The organism is Streptomyces sp. NPDC104581, assembly GCF_055583685.1.
The window spans coordinates 52,319-76,463 of record NZ_JBVJNN010000021.1 but is presented as its reverse complement, the minus strand read 5'-3'; the positions used below and the strand labels follow the sequence as shown (position 1 = coordinate 76,463).

The following is a 24,145-nucleotide window of genomic DNA, read 5'->3' as shown; positions in this document are numbered from 1 at the left end:
CGATCTCCGGTGACCCGCGCCCGTACCCGTACCCCGCGCGTGCGAGGCACCGGACGTCGGCGCCGAATGCCGGTCGCCGCTCAGAGCCAGTCGTGTTCCCGCGCGTACCGCGCCGCCTCGTGCCGGGTCCGGGTCTGCGTCTTCTGCATGGCGTGCGAGAGGTAGTTGCGTACGGTCCCCTCCGCCAGGTGCAGGCGGCTGGCGATCTCGGCGGCGGAGTAACCGTCGCCGGTCGCCCGCAGGACGTCGATCTCGCGGTCGGTGAGCGGGCAGTCGTCCACGACGGCGAGCGCGGAGACGTCCGGGTCGATCCAACGCCTGCCCCCGTGCAGGGTGTTGATGACCGACGTGATGTGCGCGGGCTCCGCCGACTTGCTGACGAAGCCCTGGACCCCCAGTCGCAGCGCCTTGCGGAGCACCCCGGGCCTGGCATGGCGGGTCAGCATGAGGACGACCTGACCGGGCCGCTCACGGCGAATCCGTTCGACGGCGCCGAGTCCGTCGACGCCGGGCATCTCCAGGTCGATGACCAGCACGTCCGGCCGGTGCCGCAGTGTCTCGCGTACGGCGGACTCGCCGTCGTGCGCCTCGGCGACCACGGTGATCCCGTCCTCAAGGGTCAGCAGCGCGGCGAGCGCCTTACGGAGCAGCGCCTCGTCGTCCGCGAGCACCACGCTGGTCATCGTCTGTCGTCCTTCCGCGCCGGGGAGCGCGGCGCCGCCACGCTCAGGTGAGGGAACTCCGCGGCGGTACGGAAGCGCCCGCTCTCCTGCTCCACCGTCAGCTCGCCGCCGCTGCCGCCCACCCGCTCCCTGAGCGCGGCCAGCCCGCCGAGCGGCGGCAGGGGAGCGTCCGCCGCTCCGTCGTTGTCGATCGTGATGCCCGAACGCGAGAGGGTGATCCGCACCCGTGTCGCCTGTGCGTGGCGCAGGATGTTGGTCGTCGTCTCGCGCAGTACCTGGCCGAGCAGTCCGTCGACCCGCTCGTCGACTGCGGCCTCACGGTTGACACGCACACGGATGCCCGCGGCCTCGAAGAGGTTCTTCGCGTTCTCCAGCTCCACGGAGAGATTGAGCCGCCGCTGTGCGTAGGCGAGCTGTTTCGTCTGGGCGATGGTGTCGCTGACCAGGGCGTGCACCTCCCGCAGCTCCTCCTCCACGCGCCCGATGTCGCGCCGTACCAGCTTCTCGGCCAGCGCGACCTTCAGTTTCACCACATGCAGGGTGTGGCCCTGGATGTCGTGCAGATCGCCGGCGAACCGCACGCGTTCCCGGTAGACGGCCAGTTCGGCCTCGCGCTCCCGGGCCTCCTCGACGATCTCGTAGAACCGCCGGTTGGCGAACATGAGGAGGGTCGCCACGACGACGACGGCCGTGGGGACGAGGACGTACCGCAGCAGTACGCCGGGAACATCGTCCACCGGTTCCAGCAGCCTCGCCGAGCCGACGGCTGCGACGAACGCGCCCAGGACCGCGGTCGCCGCGCCCCGGTGGCGCGGCAGCCCGGCGACGTAGAACGGGACCACGATCGTCATGCCGTAGTACGCCCGGTGACTGTCGGCCACCAGCACCCCGAAGACCCACACCGCGGCGGTGACGAGCAGGCACGGCAGTACGACCCGTGAGGTGTCGCCCGCCGTCCAGCGTTCGAGGACCACCAGGGCGGCCAGCACGCCCAGGGCGAGGACGGCGGCCTCCCACCAGTTCCCGGCGTCGACCGCGACCATCACCGCCCCGATGACGGCGAGCGGCGGGAGGAACACGGCGAGGTTCCACCCGCGCAGCCGCCCCTGCGTCGTCCCGGGGTGCGACAGGTGCGAGGGGCTGGTTTCCATGTACGGCTTTCCGGGATCGAGGGGCGGGTCCGTCAAGTATTCGTCCGGCCAGGCGGACGGCGCCAGTGACGCCATGTCATGCGTCCGCCCGAGGAATGTCATCACGAGTGATGACAGCACGCACTGCCGGACGGGCGTGCTCACGGCTGGGATGGAGGCATGACATCGACACCAGTGATCGACGTTGAACGTCTGAACCTCAGCTACGGCGACTTCCACGCCGTGAAAGACCTGTCCTTCCAGGTGGGGAAGGGGGAGCTGTACGCGCTGCTCGGTACGAACGGGGCCGGGAAGACCTCGACCCTGGAGACCGTCGAGGGGCACCGCAAGGCCACTTCGGGCACCGTCAGGGTCTTCGGGCACAGCCCGCGCGACCGGCGCGCCGTACGGCCCCGGATGGGCATCATGCTCCAGGAGAGCGGCTTCTCGCCGGATCTGACCGTGCTGGAATCGGTCCGGCTGATCGGAAAGCTCTCCCAGCGCACGGACCGGGCCGAACGCGTGCTCAGCATCGTCGACCTCACCGACAAGGCCGGCACCCTCGTGTCCCAGCTCTCCGGCGGCGAGAAGCGGCGTCTGGACTTCGCCACCGCCGTGTACGGGGGCCCCGAGCTGATCTTCCTGGACGAGCCGACCACCGGTCTGGACATCCAGTCGCGGGACGCCCTGTGGGACGCCGTGGACAGACTGCGCGAGGACGGTTCCACCATCGTGCTCACCACGCACTACCTGGAAGAGGCCCAGCAGCGCGCCGACCGCATCGGGCTCATGCACAAGGGCACCTTTCACCAGGAAGGGACCGTCTCCGAGCTGACGCGGACCCTGCCCGCCGCCATCCGCTTCTCCCTCCCGGCCTCCGCCCCCGCGCTGCCGCTGGGGGCCGCGCGCGACAACGGCGGGAACTTCGTCATCGAGACCTTCGGCCTCCAGAACGACCTCTACGCCCTGCTTGCCTGGGCCCACGCCAACGCGGTCGAGCTGCGGGAACTCCAGGCCGGACCGACCCGGCTCGACGACGTCTTCCGCTCCATCGGCAGCGAATAGACCACTCCCGGAACTTCCCAGAAGAGGACCTTCACCATGCTCTCCATCGCTCGGAGCGAGCTGACCCAGATCTCCCGGAACCGGCTGGTGCTGCTCAACAGCTTCATCATCCCCGTGGCCGCCTGCGCGTTCTTCGTCTACCGGCACGAGACCTTCGCGGACCTGTACAGCCTCGGATACATCGCGGCGGTCGTGATGTTCACCGTCACCGCGTTCGGGCTCTACGCCACCACCGTGACCACGCTCGCCTCACGCCGCCAGAACCTCTTCCTCAAGCGCCTGCGTTCCACCCCGGCCAGTGACGCCGGCATCCTCTCCGGGCTGCTGCTCCCGGTCACCGTCCTCGCGGTGGTCCAGGTGACCGTGATCCTCGCGGTGCTGGCGGCGGTCGCGGGCTCACCGTCCAACGTTCTCCTGCTGGTGGCGGCGGTCGTCTCGACGGTGGCGATGATGCTCGGTCTGGGACTGGCCACGGCGGGCGTGACGAACTCCCCCGAACACGCGCAGGTGACCACGCTGCCCGTCAGCCTCGGCGCCATCGCCGTCTCCACGTGGGTGGGCATCGCGGGCACCGAACAGATGACGCTGCTCAAGCGGCTGCTCCCCGGCGGCTCGGCCACCGAACTCGTCATCAACGCCTGGAACGGGGGCGTTCCCGTCGAGGAGTCCCTCCTCCTGCTGCTGCCCACCCTGGGCTGGGTCGTCGCGGCCGTGCTGCTGGCCTCCCGCTTCTTCCGCTGGGAACCGCGCCGCTGAGCGCACCGCCCGGCACCCCGGCCGGGGCCGCCCCGGGTGCCGTGCGCGGTGTCGAAGCCGGCCGGACACCCGGTCGTTCCGGCACGACCGGAGACCACGGTGACGTCGGTGCCTCACTCCACGACGGGCGCGCTCACCCCGAGCCGGCCGGACAGCCGGCCCAGCTCCCTCCGCGCGTTCTCGTACTCCACCGTGTGCCCTGCCGTCCGGCGAGCCAGCGCCGCGTGCAGGCCGACGCTCTCCGCTCCCAGCCGTAACGCCTCGCCCGCCGCGTCCAGGCCCGCGCAACCGGGCAGTACGGCCCGGCGGAAGTTGCGCCGGTCCCGGTAGGCCGCGCTGGTCCCGGTCCCGGACTCCTCCGTCACGAGCCACCGTCTGCCCCTGACGCCCACGGCGGGCGGATGCTCGACGATCAGCCGGGCCATGACCATACGGACCTCGGCGGCGAGGGCGATCCGTTCGGCCGCGGTGACGGCACCGACTCCGTACGGGTCGAAACGGTCGAGCGCCCGCCCCTCCAGCGCCTGCGCCACCCGCTGGGGCGCGCCCTTCGCGGGATCGGCCAGACCACCGGCGGCGAGGGCGATCCGGGCGTGGATCACGGCGTACCGGTGGGCGCCCGAGGCGGCTGCCGCCGGTATGGACTCCCGGCTCAGGACGGCAAGCGCGTGACACGCGGCGCTCAACTCGTCCTGCACCTCGGACCGCGGCTCCGGGCCGGTCCTGAGCAGACTGATGTACCAGTGCAGCCGGTTGACGGCGAGGTGATACGCGAGGCCGGTGCGCCGCGTGTCGACCCCCTCACCGGCGATCCGGGCCTGCCGCCAGGCGGTCAGCGCGGACTGGAGGGGCGCGCTCGGGTGCCGCCGGTTCACCTCGCCACCCCCTGGCGCGCCGCTCCGCGCACCTGCCGCGACTGACTGGTACCCCAGCGTAATGGGACCGGTGGCGCGGCGCGGGTGAGTAACCGAAATCGCCGCGGGCACCCGGGTACCCACGACGCCCCCGCCGGCCGCCCCTCGGGGCGTCCGTCTGTTGCGTGGAACACTTTTGCAAGCGGGTGCTTGCAAAAGTTAGCAAGGGTGGGCACCCTGGAGTCATGGCATCACTCAACGTCGGCAATCTCGGCGGGTATCTGCGCGAACAGCGGCGCAACGCGCAGCTGTCCCTGCGGCAGCTCTCCGAGGCGGCCGGGGTGTCCAATCCGTATCTCAGCCAGATCGAACGCGGTCTGCGCAAGCCGAGCGCGGACATCCTTCAGCAGCTCGCCAAGGCGCTGCGGATCTCCGCCGAGACGCTGTACGTGCAGGCCGGGATGCTCGACGAGCGGGAGCGCGAGGAGCTGGAGACGCGTGCCGTCATCCTCGCCGACCCCTCGATCAACGAGCGGCAGAAGCAGGTGCTTCTCCAGATCTACGAGTCCTTCCGCAAGGAGAACGGGCTCGGCACGGAGACTACGCGGAGTACGGAAGCGGCGGCGACCGCGGGACCGGCCGGTAAGGGCGCCGGAACCGGTAGCGGGGACGCCGGCGGGGACACGCCCGGTGCGGCCGGCGGCGGTGCCGTCACCCCACCCTCACACTGATCCGGAGGACCACAGTCATGGCCATCGCCGATGACCTGCGCAAGACGTTCAGCGACCCGACCCCCCTCTACTTCGCGGCCGGTACGGCGGATCTCGCCGTCGAGCAGGCCCGGAAGGTTCCCGGGCTGATCGAGCAGCTGCGCGCCGAGGCGCCGGGCCGTATCGACGCGGTGCGGAACGCCGACCCCAAGCACGTCCAGGACAAGGTCGCCTCCCAGGCCAGGGAGGCGCAGACGACCGTTCAGTCCAAGGTCACCGAGGTGCTCGGGTCGCTCGACACCGACCTGAAGAAGCTGGGCGAGACCGCTCAGGACCTGGCGCTGCGGAGCGTGGGAGTGGCCGCGGAGTACGCGGTCCGGGCCCGTGAGACGTACGAGAAGGTCGCCGAGCGCGGCGAGCAGTCCGTACGGAACTGGCGCGGCGAGGCGGCGGAGGAGATGACGGAGATCGCCATCGCCGTCGAGCCCGGCACGAAGCAGACGGTCAAGCCGGCCGCGGCGAAGCCCGCCCAGGCCAAGCCGGCCACCGCCAAGCCCGCCACCGCCACGGCCAAGGCCGCGCCCGCCAAGTCCGCGCCCGCGAAGCCCGCGGTCAAGAGCGAGACGAAGGCGGCCAAGCCGGAGACCAAGGCGACCGGCGCGAAGCCCGCCGCCAGGAAGGCGCCCGCCGCCCGCAAGCCGGCCGCCGCCAAGAAGGCCACGCCGCCCGCGGGCAAGTGACAGCGATATCGACGGACCGGGCACCCCACGGGTGTCCGGTCCGTTGTACGGGTACCTTGTCGGCACCTGGTCGGCACTTGATCTGGACAGAAACAGGCGGTGGGCAACGTGTTGATGGCCGGCTTCGACGGGCTCGTGGCCATGTTGAGCATTCCGCTGACCGTGTTCGCCTGCTTCGCGCTGGTCGACGCGTTCATCCGGCGTGAGGACGCCTTCCGCGCGGCGGACAAGCAGACCAAGCCGTTCTGGCTGATCATCCTGGGCATCGCGCTCGTCGTGAGCCTGATCTTCCCGCTTCTCTCCTTCCTGCCGATCATCGGGCTCATCGCGGTCATCGTGTACTTCGTCGATGTGCGCCCCGCGATCCGGCAGGTCGGCGGCGGTGGCGGCGGGCGCCGGAGCGGCGGCTCCAGCAGCGACGGTCCCTACGGGCCGTACAACGGCGGTCGCTGAGCGGGCCCGAGGCCGGGTGACCCCGCCGCGTTTCAGGCGGGCGCCCGCCCGGCGGTGACCCGGCCGCGGTCCAGCAGCAGTACGGCCACGTCGTCCGTCAGCTCGCCGCCGTTCAGCTCCCGCACCTGCGCCACCGCGGCCTCCAGCAGCTCCTCGCCGCTCAGGCCCCGTGCCAGCTGTGCGGTGATCATCTCGACCATGCCCTCCTGGCCGAGCCGCTGCCTGGCGCCTGTCCCGACGCGGCCCTCTATCAGCCCGTCCGTGTACATCAGCAGGCTCCACGCCTCACCCAGCTCCACCTCGCGGCGCGGCCAGCGGGCGCGCGGGAGCAGACCGAGCGCGGGGCCGCCCTCCTCGTACGGCAGCAGTTCGGGCACCCGGCCGGCGCGTACGACCAGCGGCGACGGGTGGCCGGCCAGACAGAGCCCCGCCCGCCGCCCGTCCGGCGCGATGTCGACCGTGCAGAGCGTCGCGAAGATCTCCTCGCTCTCCCGCTCGTGCTCCAGCACCTTCTGGAGCGTCGAGAGCAGGATGTCCCCGCTGAGCCCGGCGAAGGTCAGCGCCCGCCAGGCGATACGCAGCTCCACGCCGAGCGCCGCCTCGTCCGGGCCATGGCCGCAGACGTCGCCGATCATGACGTGCACCGTGCCGTCCGGCGTACGGACCGTGTCGTAGAAATCGCCGCCGAGCAGGGCGCGGGAGCGGCCGGGCCGGTATCGGGAGGCGAACCGCAGCGTCGACCCCTGGAGCAGGGGGGTGGGCAGCAGCCCGCGCTCAAGACGGGCGTTCTCCTGCGCCCGCAGCCGCGACTCGGTGAGCTGGCGCTGCGCGACGTCCGCGCGCTTGCGTTCGACGGCGTACCGGATGGCGCGGCTCAGCAGCCGGCTGTCCAGCTCGTCGCGGAAGAGGTAGTCCTGCGCGCCCACCCGGACGGCCGCGGCGGCCCGCTCGATGTCGCCCTCGGCGGCCAGCGCGAGTACGGCGTGGCGGGGCGCGAGCCGCAGCACGTGCTTGAGCGGCGCGAGTCCGTCGATGTCGCCGTCGTCGCGGCCCGACAGGGCGAGGTCCACGAGGACGCAGTGGATGTCGTCGGTGAGCAGCCGCTCGGCCTCGGTGAGGTTGCGCGCGGTGCGGATACGGACCCGGGTGCCGGCCGCGTCGGGCAGTTCCGGTGCGCCGAGGGTGCCCGTGGGGTCGTCCTCGATGACGAGCAGCGTGAGGTCGCCGCCGGTGGTCTCCCGGGCGGGCGCGCTCTCGACTGTCGAGCCCGTGCGCTGACGCGGCACAGGTGCGGGTACGGCCATCGGTCTGTGAGTCCTTCCCTCCCCCCGAGGGCGCGGGACGGCGACGATCGCCGCCCCACCGACCGGGACCTTAGCGGTAGCCGGTGTCCGAAAGGAATGGCGTACGGAACGCCGCGCCGGGAAGAACCCGCGTCATATGCCGCTTCCCACCACGCATCCGGCGCGCTCGGGGCGCCGCGACGGCTCGAAACGGCCATGACAAACATCACGTGGGAGGAGAACCGCGGGAGACGCACGGGGCGAATGCGATGAAAAGGGGCCAGGCGGGGCGGGAGGGGCGCCCCGGCGCCGTCGCCGCCCGTCCTTACTTGTCCGGCCTGACGACCCCGAGGATCATCATCGAGCCCGCCCCCGTCAGGGTCACCTGCCGGCCGGGCCGCGGTGCGTGGACGATCGAGCCGTCGCCCACGTACATGCCCACATGGCTCGCGTCGTCGTGGTAGATGATCAGGTCGCCGGGCCGCATGTTGGCCAGGGGGATCCGGGGGAGCAGGCGCCACTGCTCCTGCGAGGTACGCGGAATCACCCTGCCGGCCGCCGACCACGCCTCGGAGGTCAGCCCCGAGCAGTCGAACGACGAGGGGCCCTCGGCTCCCCATACGTACGGCTTGCCGATCTGCGCCATGGCGTACTCGATCGCCTTCTTCCCCCGCGCGCTGGCCTTGCCGTTGATGTCCTTGAGCGCGCCCGAACTCAGCCACGCCGCCTGCGCCCTGGCCGCGTCCTGCTGTTCGAGCATCAGCAGCCGGTCGCGCTCCTCCTTCTCAAGCCCCGCCTCTATCTTCCTGGCGGCCCTGATCTGCCGCTGGATCTCCTTCTTGGCCTTCGCCTGCTTGACCCGGCTGGCTTCGAGCTTGGTCCACTCGGCTCCGGCCTTCTTCGTGTACGCCGTCAGGTCGTCCTGCGCCTCGGTCATCCGGCCGAGGAGGTCCCTGGTCGCCTTCTGTCCCCGCTCGACCCTGCCCGCCCCGTCCAGGAAGAGCTGCGGGTCGTCGGTGAGCATCAGCTGCGCCTCCGGCGGCAGTCCGCCCGCGCGGTACTGGGCGCGGGCCGCGGCGCCCGCCTGCCGCTTGAGCCGGTCGATCCGGACCTGGCCGTCGACGATCTCGCCGGCCAGCCTGACGAGTTCGGCCGACTGGTTGTCGGCGCGGCTCTCGGCGAGGTTGTACGCGTCGGTCGCCGAGGCCGCCCTGCCGTACAGCCCGTCGAGCTTCCTGCGCACCGATTCGAGTTTGGAGTCGTCCGCGGCGGGGGTCCTGCCGTCCGCGCCGGGCGGCAGGGAGCGGTCGAACGGGCGTGGCGCGACCGGGGGGTCGCTCGGCGACACGGGTGCGGCCGGAGACGCGGGGGAGGCGGGCGAGGCTGGGGACGCGGGAGCCGCGTACGCCTGATTCAGCAACGCCGGTGAGGTGAGCACCGACAGAGCGCAGACGACCGTGATCGCGACTCTGACGCAGCGGCGTCGGTTCACAAGCTCCCCCTCCGGACAGCCGCCTCGGCGACTGCTCTGCCGAACTCTCGCAACTCTCTGAACGTGTAAGGGCGAATACATCTGACTTACTGTCAGTAACTGTTCTCCGCCGACGCGATCGTGCCATGCCGGCCCCCCGAACGACAGAGGGCGTGACCGGCTGACGGTCGCGTCTACCCGTCAGGGACGAACGGCCCGCCGCTCACGTTCCCCAGGACGCGTCCCTTTCGCCCGAGCCCGGCGCCAGCGCCGCCCACTCCACCGTCACTTCTCCCTGCCGCCATCTGCCCGCGCCGCCACCCGCCGCCGGGCCGGCCAGCGGCCAGTCCGCCGACAGATCCCGTACGGCCCTGATCCAGCGCTGCCGCGCGCCCAGCGAGGCGTACGGGGCGGCAGCCGCCCACGCGCGGTCGAAGTCCCGCAGGAAGGCGTGCACCGGTTCGCCCGGCACATTGCGGTGGATCAGCGCCTTCGGCAGCCGCTCGGCCAGATCCGACGGGCGGTCCAGCGAGCCGAGCCGGGCCGCGAAGGTGACCGTGCGCGGACCCTCCGTACCGAGCGCCACCCAGACATGGCGCCTGCCGATCTCGTCGCACGTCCCCTCGACCAGCAGCCCGCCGGGCGCGAGGCGGGCCCGGAGCCGGTCCCAGACGGCCGGGACCTCGGCCTCCTCGTACTGCCGCAGCACGTTCGCCGCCCGGATCAGCAGCGGCCGGCGGCCGTCCGGCAGCGGGGTCTCGAAGCCGCCGTGCACGAAGCCGAGTCCCTCCTCCTCGTACGGAAGCGCCGCCGCGACCCGAGCGGGCTCGATCTCGACGCCCACCACCTCGGTGCGCGGTTCGGCGGCCCGCAGCCGCCTCAGCAACTCGACGGCGGTCCAGGGGGCCGCGCCGTACCCGAGGTCGACGGCGACGGGATCGGCCGACCGGCGCAGCGCGGGGCCGTGTACGGCGGCGATCCAGCGGTCCATGCGGCGCAGCCGGTTCGGGTTGGTCGTGCCGCGCGTGACCGTGCCCACGGGGCGGCGGGGCGAGGAGGGCGGTCGCGCGGGCATGCGGACGAGCCTAACGACGCGGCGGATCCGGACGGGACTGCGGTCGGCGGGCCCCGCCGTCCCCGACCGCCTTCGTCGCCCGGTCCCCGGCACACCCGCCCATGGTTGAGCACTCAACGGCAATGATTCGGTAAAGCCGGAAATGAAAGAGGGCGTTCCGGTGTTGGCGCCTCCCAGAGGGTCCTCACACCCTCTCCTTGCCATGCTCCGAGCGAGAGGCTTCGACGTGAGCCAGTACGTGTCCAGGCTTGCCGGCACCCTGGTGTCACCACCCCGGCTCCGGATCCCCGGCCACCCCCGCAAACCGCGGCGCGTCGCCATGCTCAGCGTCCACACCTCCCCGCTGCACCAGCCGGGCACGGGCGACGCGGGCGGCATGAACGTCTACATCGTCGAGCTGGCCAAGCGGCTGGCCGACATCGACATCGAGGTCGAGATCTTCACCCGCTCGACCACCGGGGGGCTGCCGCCGAGCGTGGAGCTGGCGCCGGGCGTGCTCGTACGGCACGTGGACGCCGGTCCGTACGAAGGGCTGGCCAAGGAGGAACTGCCCGCGCAGCTCTGCGCGTTCACGCACGGTGTGATGCAGGCGTGGGCCGGCCACCGCCCCGGCTACTACGACCTCGTCCACTCCCACTACTGGCTCTCCGGCCATGTCGGCTGGCTCGCCGCCGAGCGCTGGGGCGCCCCCCTCGTGCACGCCATGCACACCATGGCCAAGGTCAAGAACGCCGCGCTCGCCGAAGGCGACACACCCGAGCCCCCGGCCCGTGTCATCGGCGAGACCCAGGTCGTGCGCGCCGCGGACCGGCTGATCGCGAACACCTCCGAGGAGGCCGACGAACTCGTCCGCTTCTACGAAGCCGACCCCGGGAAGGTCGCGGTCGTCCACCCCGGTGTGAACCTCGACCTCTTCACCCCCGCCGACGGGCGCGCGGCGGCGCGCGCCCGGCTCGGGCTGCCGCAGGACGCGTTCGTGCCGCTCTTCGCCGGCCGGATCCAGCCGCTCAAGGCCCCCGACGTCCTGCTGCGGGCCGTCGCCGTCCTGCTGGACCGTGATCCCTCCCTCCGCAGGAGGCTGGTCGTCCCGGTCGTGGGCGGCCCGAGCGGCAGCGGTCTCGCGAAGCCGGAGGGGCTGCACAAGCTCGCGGCCAGGCTCGGTATCGCCGATGTCGTACGGTTCCGTCCGCCGGTCGGCCAGGAGGGGCTCGCCGACTGGTTCCGCGCGGCGTCCGTGCTGGTCATGCCCTCCTACAGCGAGTCGTTCGGACTCGTCGCCATCGAGGCGCAGGCGGCGGGCACCCCGGTGGTCGCGGCCGCCGTGGGCGGGCTGCCGGTGGCGGTGCGCAACGGCCAGACCGGCTTCCTGATACCCGGTCACGAGCCGGAGGCGTACGCCCAGGCGCTCGCCCGCCTGGTGGACCGGCCCGAACTCGTGGACCGGATGGGGCTGGCGGCCTCGCGGCACGCGCAGTCCTTCGGCTGGGACACGGCGGCCTCGGCCACGGCGGACGTCTACACGGCCGCCGTACATGATCACCGCGGTCGCGTACGCTCGCACCATGGCTGACGAAGCGCGAGCCGACGCGAACGGAAGCACCTCCGCCACCGGGGCCGGTCCCGCCGGGGCCGCCCCCGCCGGGCCGGCCCACGCCGCCGACCTCGTCGAACGGGCCCTGAGATCCGCGGCCCACGACTCCGGGCTGAAGTGGGAGAGCCCCGAACCCGGCACGTTCGTCGTCACGCTGCCCGGCACCCGCAAGCTCTCCACGACCTGCTCCCTGCGCGTGGGCAGGCACTCCCTCTCCGTCAACGCCTTCGTCATCCGGCACCCCGACGCCAACCACGAAGGCGTCCACCGCTGGCTGCTGGAGCGCAACCTCAAGCTGTACGGGGTCGCGTACGCGGTCGACCGGCTCGGCGACATCTACCTCTCCGGGAAGCTGCCGCTCGCCGCCGTCGGCGAGGACGAGGTGGACCGGCTGCTCGGCGCCGTGCTCGAAGAGGCCGACGGCTCCTTCAACACGCTGCTGGAACTGGGCTTCGCCGCCGCGATCCGCAAGGAGTACGCGTGGCGGGTCTCCCGCGGCGAGTCCACGCGGAACCTCGACGCGTTCGCGCATCTGACGCGGCAGCCCGACGGGACCCCGCCGACCGGCTGAAGCCGCCCCCGGACCGGACGTATCAGGCCCTCCCGGAGTCGCCCGCCGGCACCCGCCCGCCGAAGATCGTGCCGACAGGACATCGACGGCACACGGACAGCACGTGGGCAAGGCGCGTGGGACGGGCCGATGGGCGACGACGAGAACCGGTGCGACCAGCTGAGGCACCGCGAACACCCGGAGCGGGGCGAGCCCTCCGGGCGGCTGGACCGCCGGCGCTTTCTGGGCGCCGCAGCGGCCGGGGCCGCCGGGATCGCCGTGGGAGCGGTGGCCGGCTGCGACTCCCCGGCGGACGAGGGCCCCGAGCCCAGCCGTACCGGCGCCGACCCGACGGCCGCCGCTTCGGCCGAACAGGCACGCTCCGGCAACCCCGACTGGCGCGTCCGGTCCGTCGGGCCGCCCGACGCGGTCGAGGGGTACACGGACACGGTGAGCGTGGCGCCGGGCGACGAGTTCGGACTGTACGTCTCGACCACCGCACCCCGCTTCCGCGTCTGCGCCTACCGGATCGGCTGGTACGGCGGCGCCCAGGCCCGGCTGGTCTGGCGCTCGGACCCCGTGGCGGGCCGCGTCCAGCGCGCCCCGCGCACGGACACGTTCACCGACACCGTGCGGGCGGACTGGGAACGCACGCTCGCCGTCCGCGCCGACGGCTGGCCGGAGGGCGCGTACCTGCTGCGGCTGGACGCCCGGAACGGACACCAGAGGTACGTCCCGCTGATCGTCCGCTCGACGCGCGCCGAGGGCCGGACGGTGCTGATGCACGCGCCCGCGACCTGGCAGGCGTACAACCTCTGGGGCGGCCGCAACCTCTACGAGGGCGAGGACGGCGCGTACGGGACCCGTTCACTGGCCGTCAGCTTCGACCGGCCGTACGACAAGAACGGCGCCGAGAAGTTCCTGGCCTACGAACGCGCCGCCGTGGTCCTCGCCGAACGCCTCGGCATCCCGCTCGCGTACACCACGGGCGTGGACGTCCACCTCGCGCCGTCGGTGCTGCGCGGCGCGCGGTGCGTGGTCTCGCTCGGGCACGACGAGTACTGGACCCCCGAGCAGCGCGAGCACGTCACCCGGGCCCGTGACACCGGGACCAACCTGGTCTTCCTCGGCGCCAACACCTGTTTCCGCCGCGTCCGGCTGGAGCGGGACGGCGACGGGGGCCCCGTCCGCACGGTCGTCTGCTTCAAGACCGACTACGAGAAGGACCCGTACCTCGTCGAGCACCGCACCATGGTGACCACCGACTTCCGCGTGCCCCCGGCCGCCGATCCCGAGTCGTCCCTGACCGGGGTCCTGTACGAGGGCTTCCCCACCGACGCCCCCTACGTCGTCCACGGCGCGGACCACTGGATCTTCGAGGGGACCGGGGTGCGGCGCGGCGACTCCTTCGACCACCTGGTCGGTGTCGAGTACGACCGGGTGACGCCGGACCAGCCCACGCCGTCGCCGCTGGAGATCGTCGCCCACTCCCCGCTGGTCTGCCGGGGCCGGGACAGCCACGCCGACTCCGCGTACTACACCGTCCCCGGCGGTGCGGGCGTCTTCGCCACCGGGACGATGCGCTGGGTCGAGGGCCTGATGGCGGGGACCCGGGAGAACGGCCGCAACCACGGGATGGACGCCCGCACCGGCGCCTTCGTCACCCGTACCACCGAGAACGTGCTCCGTGCCTTCGCGGCGGGCCCGGCCGGGCGGACCCGGCCGGCGCCTAAGGACAACGTGCGGAGCGTGTACGGGCACGCGGCGGCGGAGAGCCGGTCGCCGGAAACGGCGAGCTGAGCGGTCTCACAGCCGCTCGGGCGCCTCGCCGGACAGGACGGGCCGCGCGACGGGCTCGGCGCCGGTGCCGGCCCACTTCCCGTCCGTGACGTCCCGGTCGGCCGCGCTCCCGTCCGGCACGCCCCTCTCCGTCGCGCCCCGGTCGGCCCCCTCCGCCGGGAGCGCCCGCATCAGCAGCCAGTAGCCGCCGGCCGCCACGGTCCCCAGCAGCGCGCACATCCCCCACAGCCAGTCGGCTCCGTAGCGGTCGATCAGGAAGCCCGCCATCAGCGGCGCGACCAGACCGGCCACCGCCCACGACATCGTGTACATGCCCTGGTAGCGGCCCCGCCCGTCGGCCGGCGACAGCCGCACCACGAGGCTGGTCTGCGTCGGGGCGTTGACGATCTCGGCCAGGGTCCACACGCACACCGCCAGCACGTAGACGGCCAGTGACCCGGCGAAGGCCGTGAGCGCGAAGCCGTACCCCGCGAGCGCCGAGGACAGGATCAGCAGCCGGCGGGTGTCACGGTGTTCGATGAGACGGGTCACCGGGATCTGGAGCAGCACGATCAGCACACCGTTGAACGCGATGACCATCCCGAAGTCGGAACTGCTGAACCCGTCCGCCCCCATCGCGACCGGCAGCCCCACGAACGCCTGCTGGAAGATCAGCGCGACCACGAACGACAGCCCCACCACACCCATGAACCTGCCGTCCCGCAGGACCGTCCCCATCCCGGTCCCCGGCGTGCTCCCGCCGCCCACGGCGGTGCGTTCGGGCCGGGACTCGGGCAGTTTGACGTAGATCAGTACGGCGCAGGCCAGCGTCAGCGCCGCCTCACCGAGGAAACCGGCGAGATAGCTGTACTCGGCGATGAAGCCCGCCGCACCCGCCGAGACCGCGAAACCCAGGTTGATGGCCCAGTAGTTGAGCGAGAACGCCCGCACCCGGTCCTCGGGCTTCACGATGTCCGCCATCATCGCCTGCACCGCGGGGCGCGAGGCGTTGGAGGTCATACCGACCAGGCACGCGACGGCGGCGATGGCCACGGGGTGCTGCACGAAACCGAGCAGCGCCACGGACGCGGCGGTCGACGACTGCGCGACGAGCAGCGTGGGCCGCCTCCCGAGCCGGTCGGTCATCACGCCCGCGCCGACCGCGGAGACGACACCGCCGAGACCGTGGAGCGCGGCGACGAGACCGGCGTACGACGCCGAGTAGCCGCGCTCCACGGTCAGATACAACGCCATGAAGGTGGTGACGAACGCGCCCAGCCGGTTGACCAGCGTGCTCGTCCACAGCCACCAGAACTCACGCGGCAGCCCCGCGACGCTTCTTCTGACGCTCTCCCCCGTGGCGCGTCCCAGTGCGGCGACGGACATGCGGCGTTCCCCCCGAGGACTCCGGCGTGGTAAGTGGCCGATCGGCCAACCGCAACTTACGTAAGGGCGTCGCCGGGCCGCCAGTCAATTGACGGCGACCGTCAATCGGAAACGTTCGATTAGGCTCGGGCCCATGGCCGACGCACCGTACAAGTTGATCCTCCTCCGCCACGGCGAGAGCGAATGGAACGCGAAGAATCTGTTCACCGGCTGGGTGGACGTCAATCTCACGGACAAGGGCGAGAAGGAGGCCGTGCGCGGCGGTGAACTCCTGAAGGACGCGGGCCTGCTGCCCGACGTCCTGCACACCTCCCTTCAGAAGCGCGCGATCCGCACCGCCACACTGGCGCTGGAGTCCGCCGACCGCTCCTGGATCCCCGTCCGCCGCTCCTGGCGCCTGAACGAGCGGCACTACGGCGCCCTCCAGGGCAAGGACAAGGCGCAGACGCTCGCCGAGTTCGGCGAGGAGCAGTTCATGCTCTGGCGCCGCTCGTACGACACCCCGCCGCCGGAGCTGGAGGACGGCGCCGAGTTCTCGCAGAGCGACGACCCGCGCTACGCGACGATCCCGCCGGAGCTGCGCCCGCGCACCGAGTGCCTGAAGGACGTCGTCGTCCGCATGCTGCCGTACTGGTACGACAGCATCGTCCCGGACCTGCTGACGGGCCGCACGGTCCTGGTCGCCGCGCACGGCAACAGCCTGCGCGCGCTGGTGAAGCACCTGGACGGCGTCTCGGACGCGGACATCGCGGGCCTCAACATCCCCACGGGCATCCCGCTCGCCTACGACCTGGACGCCGAGTTCCGCCCCCTCCAGCAGGGCGGCACCTACCTGGACCCGGACGCGGCGGCGGCCGCGATCGAGGCCGTGAAGAACCAGGGCAAGAAGAAGTAGTAGTAAGGAGCCCGGTGAGCAGGGCCCGGTCCGGGTGGAGGTCTTCACCACCGGACCGGGCCCTTGTACGTGTCAGCCGCAGCTGCCGCCGCAGGCGCAGGGCCCGCCGGACTGGCAGCCGCAGCCGCAGCCCGAGCCGCAGCCGCACGCGCCGAGGAGCGGGGGGCGTACCCGTTCGGCTGGCGCTTCCCGCCGGGTGTCGGTCATGGGGGACTCGGCCATGGTTCCTCCTCGAAGGTGTGCACGGGCGAACATGGGTGCGTGTCCGCCCATTGCACCGGCACCATGGCGGGCGCATCAACGGCGCATACGCGCAGGCGCCCCCCACCGCCACCGCGACACGCCCCCGTGCGCCCCCAAGAGCCCCGTCCCACCGGGCGCATGCGGCACACCAGGCCGTCAGGCCCCTTCGACCGGGGCCTCCGCCTGCTGGATCTCGTCCGCGTGCTCACCCGTCACCAGATAGACCACACGCTTGGCCACCGACACCGCGTGGTCGGCGAACCGCTCGTAGTACCGGCCGAGCAGCGTCACGTCCACCGCCGTCTCGATGCCGTGCTTCCAGCGGTCGTCCATCAGATGCTGGAACAGCGTGCGGTGGAGCAGATCCATCTCGTCGTCGTCCTGCTCCAGCTGAAGCGCCAGATCGACGTCCTTGGTGATGATGACCTCGGCCGCCTTCGCCATCAGCCGCTGCGCGAGCTGCCCCATCTCCAGGATCGTCGCGTGCAGGTCGTGCGGCACCGCGTTGACCGGGAAGCGGAGCCGGGCCAGCTTGGCGACGTGCTGCGCCAGGTCGCCCGAGCGCTCCAGGTCCGCGCTCATCCGCAGCGACGTGACCACGATCCGCAGATCGGTGGCGACCGGCTGCTGCCGCGCCAGCAGCGCGATGGCCCGTGCCTCCAGGTCGTGCTGGAGGTCGTCGACCTTCTGGTCGCCGGCGATCACGCTCTCGGCGAGCTTCAGATCGGCGTCGAGCATGGACGTGGTGGCGCGCCCGATCGCCGACCCGACCAGCCGGGCCATCTCGACCAGGCCCTCGCCGATCGAGTCAAGTTCCTCGTGGTACGCGTCCCGCATGGGTGTCCCTCTCTGGGTTTTCCTGCCGGTGGTCCGGGGTGTCCGAGTACGTCGAAATGGCCCCCGAACAGCACCGTCCTCGTCGCACGGACCGGCTACGGACCGTCAGGGGTAGGGGCTGTCGAACCCCCACGGTCCCACGTTCGGGCCGTCAGGAGTCCGGATGCTCCCTCCCAAGTGAACCGGCACTTTCTCCACGGTGAACTCTGGGCGACGAGTGTTCGAGAAGACACCTGTACGGCTGGGAGAGTGTCGCTGACCGCGCATAACCTGGATACATGGACGTGAACGCGGCGGTCGCCGCAGTGGCAGCGATCGCCGGGGCGTGTACCGGCGTGATCGCCATGCTGGCGTTCCGCTGGAGCGAGCGTGACCAGGCCCGTCCCACCCGTAGCTCACTGCACACGGAGGCCGGTCTTCCGCCCGGCGTCGACACCGTGCTCTCCGTCCTCCGCTCCTCCGCCGTCGTGCTCGACGAGAGCGACTCGGTGGTCAAGGCCAGCTCGGCCGCGTACGCGCTGGGTCTGGTCAGGGGCGGCAAGCTCGCCGTCGAGCCGATGCTGCACATGGCGCGCGACACCCGCCGCGACGGCGAGATACGCCAGGTGGAGCTCGACCTTCCGCGGCGCGGCACCGGCCGCGGCGATGCCCTGGCCGTATCGGCCCGGGTGGCGCCGCTCGGCTCCCGCCTCGTACTGCTCCTGGTCGAGGACCTCACGGAGGCACGCAGGATCGAAGCGGTCCGGCGTGACTTCGTGGCGAACGTCAGCCATGAGCTCAAGACCCCCACCGGGGCGCTCTCCCTGCTCTCCGAGGCGGTCATGGACGCCTCCGACGACCCCGTGGCGGTCACCCGCTTCGCCGGCCGCATGCAGATCGAGGCGACCCGGCTCACCAATCTCGTACAGGAACTCATCGACCTCTCGCGGGTGCAGAACGACGACCCGCTGGAGGACGCCGAACCCGTACGGGTGGACGAACTCGTCGACGAGGCCATCGACAGGTCCCGGCACGCGGCGTCCACCAAGCAGATCACCATGGCCGCGGGCGGCGCCGCCGACCTGCGGGTCTGGGGCAACCGCGGCCAGCTGGCCGCCGCCCTCGGCAACCTCGTCGAGAACGCCGTCAACTACTCCCCGGCCCGGACCCGAGTGGGCATCGCGGCCCGCCATGTGGCGGCGCCGGGCGGGGATCTGATCGAGATAGCCGTCACCGACCAGGGGATCGGCATCTCCGAGAAGGACCGGGAACGCGTCTTCGAGCGGTTCTACCGCGTCGATCCGGCCCGCTCCCGAGCCACCGGTGGCACGGGCCTCGGCCTGGCCATCGTCAAGCACGTGGCCGCCTCGCACGGCGGGGAGGTCACGATGTGGAGCTCCGAAGGCCAGGGCTCCACCTTCACCCTGAGGCTCCCCGAGGCGCGCGCCGGACGGGACCGCACACCCACCGGCCAGGACGAAGACGCCCAGCGCCGCTTTCATCACGACGTCAACGATCTTGACCAATCGACTGAGATCCCTGCCCCGGAGGTCCTTCCGTGACCCGAGTGCTCGTCGTCGAGGATGAGGAATCCTTCAGCGACGCCCTTTCCTACATGCTCCGCAAGGAAGGCTTCGAGGTCGCGATCGCGACCACCGGGCCCGCGGGGCTCGACGAGTTCGAACGCAACGGCGCCGACCTCGTCCTCCTCGACCTGATGCTCCCCGGTCTGCCCGGCACCGAGGTGTGCCGCCAGCTGCGCGGGAAGTCCAACGTCCCGGTGATCATGGTGACCGCCAAGGACAGTGAGATCGACAAGGTCGTCGGCCTGGAAATAGGAGCCGACGACTATGTGACCAAGCCCTTCTCCTCGCGGGAGCTGGTGGCGCGCATCCGCGCGGTGCTGCGCCGCAGGGGCGAGCCGGAGGAGGTCACGCCCGCCGCCCTGGAGGCCGGCCCGGTCCGGATGGACGTGGACCGCCACGTCGTGACGGTCTCCGGCGGCAAGGTCGACCTGCCGCTGAAGGAGTTCGACCTCCTGGAGATGCTGCTGCGCAACGCGGGCCGGGTGCTGACCCGTATGCAGCTCATCGACCGGGTCTGGGGCGCCGACTACGTGGGGGACACCAAGACCCTCGACGTCCACGTCAAGCGGCTGCGGGCGAAGATCGAGCCGGACCCGGGGGCGCCGCGGTACCTGGTGACGGTGCGCGGTCTCGGCTACAAGTTCGAGCCGTAGACCCCCCCGGCTCCGGCGTCCGGCTCCGGCCCCCGGCCCCTGTCACCCTGCCCCGTTCGCCCGGAGAGATCGCGCGCGGCTCGTACGCGGTCACACGTGTGAGGGCGCCGTACCGGGATCCCGGTACGGCGCCCTCACACGTGGCCCGGTGCTCAGTTCTCCGTGTTCGAGGATGCCGAGGCGGCGTCCGTCGGTGTCGACTGCTCGCCCTCCTCGGTGCCCTGGTCCGCGCCTTCGGCGGTGCCTTCGGGCGCCTCGGACCCACCGTTGGCGCTGTCGTCCCGCTCCTCGTCGCCGGGGGCGCCGGACGCGCCGTCGGACGGGGAGCCCGAGGGCGAACCGCCCGGCTGCTGCGTGGGGCCGGGCGACGGCTGCGCGCTGGGCCCGAAGCCCGTGAAGGGGCCGGTCGCCGGGACCACGAAGGCGTCGAGCGCGACGTCACCGGTCTCGCTGAACTGGAACACCACGCGCTGGGCGTCGCCGTTGCGCGCGGGCTCGTTGCCGGTCTCGATCACGGCGGAGGCGTTGCCCTCGCCGCCGATCAGGACCGAGCCGCCCGCGGGCACCTTGAGCGGTCCCTTGCCCTTGACCGGGGTGATCGTCACGGTGTTGCCGCTGTCCGGCAGCGTGATGGCGTCGAGCGTCTGCTGGGTGCGGCCGTTGTTGAAGAGGGTCGCGGTGATGACGGCGGGGCCTTCGGCGGTGGCCTTGGGCTGAGTGACGACCGTGGCGTTCTGGACGCTGATGTCGCCGATCGAGGTCGAGGCGTTGTCAGGTCGGACGCCGAGCGTCTGCGCGTTGTTGCCGGCGCCGCACGCGGCGAGCGAGGCGATCGAGAACGCGATGGCAGACGCGGCGAGGGTGCCGCGTCGAAGGCTGCGGCTCACGGCGGCGGCAACTCCTTGGACTTGGACGTGCGGGCGGGCTGAGTGAGGCTGGCGCTGGTTCAGCGGGCCCAGGTTACCGAGCCCCCGTCACAGCCCCGCACCCGACCCGCCACTACGGCGCCCGGCCGGCGGCGAGGGCGGCCGGGGACGCGACCGGGGGACGACCGATGAGTGCGGTCCCGGGAGAGGCGGAAGTAAGTGGTCACGGCATGTTTAGTACGCCGTTCACATAAGTCCGGTGATCAATTCCCCGGCCCGACACACATTCCTTACGAATAGCGCCGGATAGCTGTGTAAACCGCGGGTGATCAAATTCGGATTGGGTTCGCACTTCCGTCCGTACGTGTGACCGACATCCGAACGGAGCAGGGGAAGTTCAGCCTTCGGAACCAGACATATGTGGATGTTCAACCCATCGTGGCGGGGTTCGGGGTGGTGGAACACGTGTGTTTCCGTCCGGCTTCGCAGCCGCTCCCACCTGCGAATACCTCGTTCCGGAAGCCGCTCGCAGCACGTTCCTATTGCTGTTGTCAAGCCCCGAGATGCGCCCTGACCTGCGAAAACGCCATTCAGAACAGGCCGTTCCCGTGTTACCCTGGATAGCCACGGAAGGGGTACCTGTCACATGACGTTCAAGGTTGGCGACACCGTGGTCTATCCCCATCACGGGGCCGCGCTGATCGAGGCTATCGAAACTCGCCAGATCAAAGGCGTGGACAAGACCTACTTGGTGCTCAAGGTCGCCCAGGGCGACCTGACGGTTCGTGTCCCGGCGGACAATGCGGAGTTCGTCGGAGTGCGCGATGTGGTCGGTCAGGATGGGCTGGACCGGGTCTTCGAGGTGCTCCGGGCACCGTACGCCGAAGAGCCGACGAACTGGTCCCGGCGCTACAAGGCAAACCTCGAGAAGCTCGCCTCCGGCGATGTCATCAAGGTCGCCGAAGTGGTCCGCGACCTCTGGCGCCGGGAGCGGGAGCGCGGTCTCTCCGCAGGTGAGAAGCGCATGCTCGCCAAGGCGCGCCAGATTCTGGTGAGCGAGCTGGCTCTCGCGGAGAACACCAACGAGGACAAGGCCGAGGCCCTGCTCGACGAGGTCCTCGCGTCCTGACCGGGTCCTGACCCGGACGTCCCGGCTGTCGTGCACGCCGATGTGCGCGTCACACGCGCACCGACGCGGAGCAGTGGCCGGACGTGAAACAGGACCAGGCATCAATGCCGCGGTGCCCGCTGACCAGCAGTGATTCATCCAGACGCTGAGTCGCCGGGCACTGCGGCATGCCCGGAGGAGTCGGCGGACCCGGCAAGTGAGAATCTCTGCGGCGGGACCTCTTCACGAGCCTCGTCCGGCCCTAAGATCTACTCGGATGTGACACCCCGTCACAACCGAATTTCCCCCGCAGTCCCCGTATCCGTACTCGAATCCGGCACACGCGCCTGCGCCCGATCCTGGTGTGCCGGGCCCGGGCAGCTGGCGCAGCTGGTCTCAACCAGTGTCACGGAAGGGTCCGGTCAAGGCGCCGCGCCCGGCACGCTGAGGCCATACCCATGTCGGCCGAGGAAACAAACCTGCCGGAGTGCAACCGATGTCAGACGAATCGAGCCCACACCGCACCGCCGCCGTGATCCCCGCGGCGGGCCGTGGCATACGGCTCGGACCCGGCGCCCCCAAGGCGCTCCGCACCCTGGGCGGCACCCCGATGCTGGTCCACGCGGTACGGGCCATGGCGGCTTCCCGCGCGGTCTCCCTCGTGGTCGTGGTGGCCCCGCCCGACGACGCGGGGCCGGTGAAGCTGCTCCTCGACGAGCACTCGCTGCCCACCCGCACCGACTATCTCGTGGTGCCCGGCGGCGAGACCCGCCAGGAGTCCGTACGGCTCGGCGTGGAGGCGCTGCCGGACGACATCACCACCGTCCTCGTCCACGACGCGGCACGCCCGCTCGTGCCGGTCGACACCGTGGACGCCGTGGTGGACGCCGTACGGGCCGGAGCGCCCGCCGTCGTCCCCGCCCTGCCGCTCGCCGACACCGTCAAAGAGGTCGAGCCCGGCGGGAAGGACCAGCCCGAGCCCGTCGTGGCCACCCCCGAGCGCGCCAGACTGCGCGCCGTACAGACCCCGCAGGGCTTCGACCGGGACACCCTCGTACGCGCGCACCTGACCGTGCCGCTCGCCGGCCAGGGCGCCACCGACGACGCCGGGCTCGTCGAACAGCTCGGCGCGCCCGTGGTGGTCGTGCCCGGCCACGAGGAGGCGTTCAAGGTGACCCGGCCGCTGGACCTGGTGCTCGCCGAGGCCGTACTCGCCCGCAGGAGGGCCACCGATGGGTTCTGAGTCCGCACCGCTCCCCGCCCTGCCGCTGATCGGCATCGGCACCGACGTGCACGCCTTCGAGGCCGGGCGTGAGCTGTGGTGCGCCGGTCTGCTCTGGGACGGCCCGGGGAACGACGGCTACGGCCTCGCCGGCCACTCCGACGGCGACGTCGCCGCCCACGCCGCCTGCGACGCGCTCTTCTCCGCGGCCGGCGCCGGCGACCTCGGCGCGCACTTCGGGACCTCCCGGCCCGAGTGGTCCGGTGCCTCCGGCGTCACCCTCCTCAAGGAGGCGGCCAGGATCGTCCGCGCCGAGGGGTTCGTCATCGGCAACGTCGCCGTCCAGGTCATCGGCGTGCGGCCGAAGATCGGCAAGCGCCGCGACGAGGCCGTGAAGGCGCTGTCGGAAGCCGTCGGCGCGCCCGTCTCCGTGTCCGGCACGACCACCGACGGGCTGGGGCTGACAGGACGCGGCGAGGGCCTGGCCGCGATCGCCACCGCGCTGCTGGTGCGCGCCGGCTGAACCCTCCGCGCGGACGCCCGCCCGACCAGACGGCGGGCGGCCCGCCGACATCGGGCGGCCGGACCCGAAATACCGGGCGGCCCACGTCGGTTGAGAAGGCGACGAGGGGTACGCGCACCACGGCGTACCCCTTCCGCGCATCCCTTCCAGGAAAGGCAGCATCGATGGCAGTCGCTCTCTCCGAGAAGCTCAAGGAGCTCCTCGACAGCCCCGTCTTCGTCGCGATCGCCACCATCCAGCCCGACGGCAGCCCCCAGGTGTCGCCGGTATGGGTGAAGCGTGACGGCGACGACATCCTCATCTCGACGACCGTCGGCCGTCGTAAGGAGGAGAACCTGCGGCGCGACCCGAGGGTGACGGTCATGCTCCAGCCCTTCGACGCCCCGTACTCGTACGCCGAGATCCGCGGGTCGGCCACCCTCACCACGGAGGGCGGCCAGGAGCTCATCGACGAGCTGGCGGTGAAGTACGTGGGGAAGCCGTACGCCGAGTTCAACTCGAACGCGGCGCAGGACGACGAGCGCGTGGTCGTCCGGATCACCCCCCGGAAGGTCGTCGGCCGCATCTGACGCCGTCCCGGCGCCACCGGGCACTGTCCGATCACGGACAGTGCCCGGACGTCGCGGAGGGCGCCGCGCGCCGCCGTCCGGGAGCGCCCGGCCCCCCTCCGGCAGCCTCCGCCGGGGGTCGTGCGGGGCGCGCAACGT

General features: G+C 71.6%; 25 protein-coding genes. 15 read left to right on the top strand and 10 right to left on the bottom strand.

The window, feature by feature from the left end:
• Nucleotides 1-80: 80 nt before the first annotated feature.
• The gene (locus ACZ61E_RS18995) at nucleotides 81-683 is read right to left on the bottom strand and encodes a response regulator (RefSeq protein WP_469700799.1); all 603 of its coding nucleotides are present in this window, start codon (nucleotides 681-683) and stop codon (nucleotides 81-83) included.
• Entirely contained in the window at nucleotides 680-1,909 is a 1,230-nt protein-coding gene (locus tag ACZ61E_RS18990; RefSeq protein WP_469700797.1) for a sensor histidine kinase, read from the bottom strand. The genes ACZ61E_RS18995 and ACZ61E_RS18990 overlap by 4 nt, the downstream gene beginning before the upstream one ends.
• 84 nt (nucleotides 1,910-1,993) lie before the next feature.
• Here ACZ61E_RS18990 and ACZ61E_RS18985 point away from each other — a divergent pair, with 84 nt between their 5' ends.
• Together ACZ61E_RS18985 and ACZ61E_RS18980 are read left to right on the top strand one after the other, a co-directional pair.
• Nucleotides 1,994-2,878 (top strand): ABC transporter ATP-binding protein, encoded by an 885-nt coding sequence (locus tag ACZ61E_RS18985; protein ID WP_469700796.1) that lies wholly within the window; start codon nucleotides 1,994-1,996, stop codon nucleotides 2,876-2,878.
• A gap of 36 nt (nucleotides 2,879-2,914) precedes the next feature.
• The gene (locus tag ACZ61E_RS18980) at nucleotides 2,915-3,634 is read left to right on the top strand and encodes an ABC transporter permease (protein ID WP_469700795.1); all 720 of its coding nucleotides are present in this window, start codon (nucleotides 2,915-2,917) and stop codon (nucleotides 3,632-3,634) included.
• Nucleotides 3,635-3,747: 113 nt separating this feature from the next.
• On the opposite strand, the gene ACZ61E_RS18975 is transcribed toward ACZ61E_RS18980, so the two are convergent.
• Entirely contained in the window at nucleotides 3,748-4,509 is a 762-nt protein-coding gene (locus ACZ61E_RS18975; RefSeq protein ID WP_469700793.1) for a hypothetical protein, read from the bottom strand.
• A 224-nt stretch (nucleotides 4,510-4,733) separates the two neighbouring features.
• Here ACZ61E_RS18975 and ACZ61E_RS18970 point away from each other — a divergent pair, with 224 nt between their 5' ends.
• The 3 genes from ACZ61E_RS18970 (at nucleotide 4,734) to ACZ61E_RS18960 (ending at nucleotide 6,391) form a co-directional block, all read left to right on the top strand.
• The gene (locus ACZ61E_RS18970; protein WP_469700791.1) at nucleotides 4,734-5,219 is read left to right on the top strand and encodes a helix-turn-helix domain-containing protein; all 486 of its coding nucleotides are present in this window, start codon (nucleotides 4,734-4,736) and stop codon (nucleotides 5,217-5,219) included.
• A 17-nt stretch (nucleotides 5,220-5,236) separates the two neighbouring features.
• Nucleotides 5,237-5,938, top strand: coding sequence for a hypothetical protein (locus ACZ61E_RS18965; RefSeq protein ID WP_469700789.1), 702 nt, complete (start codon nucleotides 5,237-5,239; stop codon nucleotides 5,936-5,938).
• Between the two features lie 108 nt (nucleotides 5,939-6,046).
• A complete protein-coding gene (locus ACZ61E_RS18960) occupies nucleotides 6,047-6,391 on the top strand; it encodes a DUF2516 family protein (RefSeq protein WP_469700884.1) in 345 nt (114 codons plus the stop codon).
• A gap of 32 nt (nucleotides 6,392-6,423) precedes the next feature.
• Here the strand turns inward: ACZ61E_RS18960 and ACZ61E_RS18955 are convergent, their stop codons facing one another.
• The 3 genes from ACZ61E_RS18955 to ACZ61E_RS18945 form a co-directional block, all read right to left on the bottom strand.
• A complete protein-coding gene (locus ACZ61E_RS18955; protein WP_469700787.1) occupies nucleotides 6,424-7,695 on the bottom strand; it encodes a PP2C family protein-serine/threonine phosphatase in 1,272 nt (423 codons plus the stop codon).
• 304 nt (nucleotides 7,696-7,999) lie between these two features.
• Nucleotides 8,000-9,166: a C40 family peptidase gene (locus ACZ61E_RS18950; RefSeq protein WP_469700785.1), complete on the bottom strand. Its 1,167-nt coding sequence runs from the start codon at nucleotides 9,164-9,166 to the stop codon at nucleotides 8,000-8,002.
• 202 nt (nucleotides 9,167-9,368) lie between these two features.
• The gene (locus ACZ61E_RS18945) at nucleotides 9,369-10,220 is read right to left on the bottom strand and encodes a class I SAM-dependent methyltransferase (RefSeq protein ID WP_469700784.1); all 852 of its coding nucleotides are present in this window, start codon (nucleotides 10,218-10,220) and stop codon (nucleotides 9,369-9,371) included.
• A gap of 226 nt (nucleotides 10,221-10,446) precedes the next feature.
• On the opposite strand from ACZ61E_RS18945, the gene mshA reads away from it, so the two are divergent.
• The 3 genes from mshA to ACZ61E_RS18930 all read left to right on the top strand — a co-directional run bounded on the left by mshA (nucleotide 10,447) and on the right by ACZ61E_RS18930 (nucleotide 14,161).
• Nucleotides 10,447-11,790, top strand: coding sequence for a D-inositol-3-phosphate glycosyltransferase (gene mshA / locus ACZ61E_RS18940; protein ID WP_469700883.1), 1,344 nt, complete (start codon nucleotides 10,447-10,449; stop codon nucleotides 11,788-11,790).
• On the top strand, nucleotides 11,783-12,382 hold the full coding sequence (locus tag ACZ61E_RS18935; protein ID WP_469700783.1) for a type III secretion system chaperone family protein: 600 nt from the start codon (nucleotides 11,783-11,785) through the stop codon (nucleotides 12,380-12,382). The genes mshA and ACZ61E_RS18935 overlap by 8 nt, the downstream gene beginning before the upstream one ends.
• A gap of 129 nt (nucleotides 12,383-12,511) precedes the next feature.
• Entirely contained in the window at nucleotides 12,512-14,161 is a 1,650-nt protein-coding gene (locus ACZ61E_RS18930; protein ID WP_469700782.1) for a N,N-dimethylformamidase beta subunit family domain-containing protein, read from the top strand.
• Between the two features lie 6 nt (nucleotides 14,162-14,167).
• Here ACZ61E_RS18930 and ACZ61E_RS18925 read toward each other — a convergent pair whose 3' ends face one another.
• Nucleotides 14,168-15,526 (bottom strand): MDR family MFS transporter, encoded by a 1,359-nt coding sequence (locus ACZ61E_RS18925; protein ID WP_469700781.1) that lies wholly within the window; start codon nucleotides 15,524-15,526, stop codon nucleotides 14,168-14,170.
• Between the two features lie 133 nt (nucleotides 15,527-15,659).
• Between ACZ61E_RS18925 and ACZ61E_RS18920 the strand changes: the two genes are divergently transcribed.
• Nucleotides 15,660-16,421, top strand: coding sequence for a phosphoglyceromutase (locus ACZ61E_RS18920; protein ID WP_469700779.1), 762 nt, complete (start codon nucleotides 15,660-15,662; stop codon nucleotides 16,419-16,421).
• Between the two features lie 72 nt (nucleotides 16,422-16,493).
• Here ACZ61E_RS18920 and ACZ61E_RS18915 read toward each other — a convergent pair whose 3' ends face one another.
• Both ACZ61E_RS18915 and phoU read right to left on the bottom strand, forming a co-directional pair.
• A complete protein-coding gene (locus ACZ61E_RS18915; RefSeq protein ID WP_469700777.1) occupies nucleotides 16,494-16,643 on the bottom strand; it encodes a hypothetical protein in 150 nt (49 codons plus the stop codon).
• Nucleotides 16,644-16,820: 177 nt separating this feature from the next.
• Nucleotides 16,821-17,501, bottom strand: coding sequence for a phosphate signaling complex protein PhoU (phoU, locus tag ACZ61E_RS18910; RefSeq protein ID WP_078076550.1), 681 nt, complete (start codon nucleotides 17,499-17,501; stop codon nucleotides 16,821-16,823).
• Nucleotides 17,502-17,779: 278 nt separating this feature from the next.
• Here phoU and phoR point away from each other — a divergent pair, with 278 nt between their 5' ends.
• Complete coding sequence (gene phoR, locus ACZ61E_RS18905) at nucleotides 17,780-19,042, top strand: two-component system sensor histidine kinase PhoR (RefSeq protein WP_469700775.1); 1,263 nt, start codon at nucleotides 17,780-17,782, stop codon at nucleotides 19,040-19,042.
• Between the two features lie 5 nt (nucleotides 19,043-19,047).
• Nucleotides 19,048-19,719, top strand: coding sequence for a two-component system response regulator PhoP (phoP, locus tag ACZ61E_RS18900; RefSeq protein WP_023540733.1), 672 nt, complete (start codon nucleotides 19,048-19,050; stop codon nucleotides 19,717-19,719).
• Nucleotides 19,720-19,871: 152 nt separating this feature from the next.
• On the opposite strand, the gene ACZ61E_RS18895 is transcribed toward phoP, so the two are convergent.
• Nucleotides 19,872-20,606 carry a copper chaperone PCu(A)C domain-containing protein gene (locus ACZ61E_RS18895; protein WP_469700773.1) on the bottom strand — a complete coding sequence of 245 codons (735 nt, stop codon included), beginning with the start codon at nucleotides 20,604-20,606 and terminating at the stop codon, nucleotides 19,872-19,874.
• Between the two features lie 625 nt (nucleotides 20,607-21,231).
• Between ACZ61E_RS18895 and ACZ61E_RS18890 the strand changes: the two genes are divergently transcribed.
• The 4 genes from ACZ61E_RS18890 (at nucleotide 21,232) to ACZ61E_RS18875 (ending at nucleotide 24,007) form a co-directional block, all read left to right on the top strand.
• On the top strand, nucleotides 21,232-21,714 hold the full coding sequence (locus ACZ61E_RS18890) for a CarD family transcriptional regulator (protein ID WP_003953493.1): 483 nt from the start codon (nucleotides 21,232-21,234) through the stop codon (nucleotides 21,712-21,714).
• A gap of 475 nt (nucleotides 21,715-22,189) precedes the next feature.
• Nucleotides 22,190-22,936: a 2-C-methyl-D-erythritol 4-phosphate cytidylyltransferase gene (gene ispD, locus ACZ61E_RS18885; RefSeq protein WP_469700771.1), complete on the top strand. Its 747-nt coding sequence runs from the start codon at nucleotides 22,190-22,192 to the stop codon at nucleotides 22,934-22,936.
• Nucleotides 22,926-23,438 carry a 2-C-methyl-D-erythritol 2,4-cyclodiphosphate synthase gene (gene ispF, locus ACZ61E_RS18880; protein ID WP_469700770.1) on the top strand — a complete coding sequence of 171 codons (513 nt, stop codon included), beginning with the start codon at nucleotides 22,926-22,928 and terminating at the stop codon, nucleotides 23,436-23,438. The genes ispD and ispF overlap by 11 nt, the downstream gene beginning before the upstream one ends.
• 164 nt (nucleotides 23,439-23,602) lie before the next feature.
• On the top strand, nucleotides 23,603-24,007 hold the full coding sequence (locus ACZ61E_RS18875) for a PPOX class F420-dependent oxidoreductase (protein ID WP_469700769.1): 405 nt from the start codon (nucleotides 23,603-23,605) through the stop codon (nucleotides 24,005-24,007).
• Nucleotides 24,008-24,145: the final 138 nt, after the last annotated feature.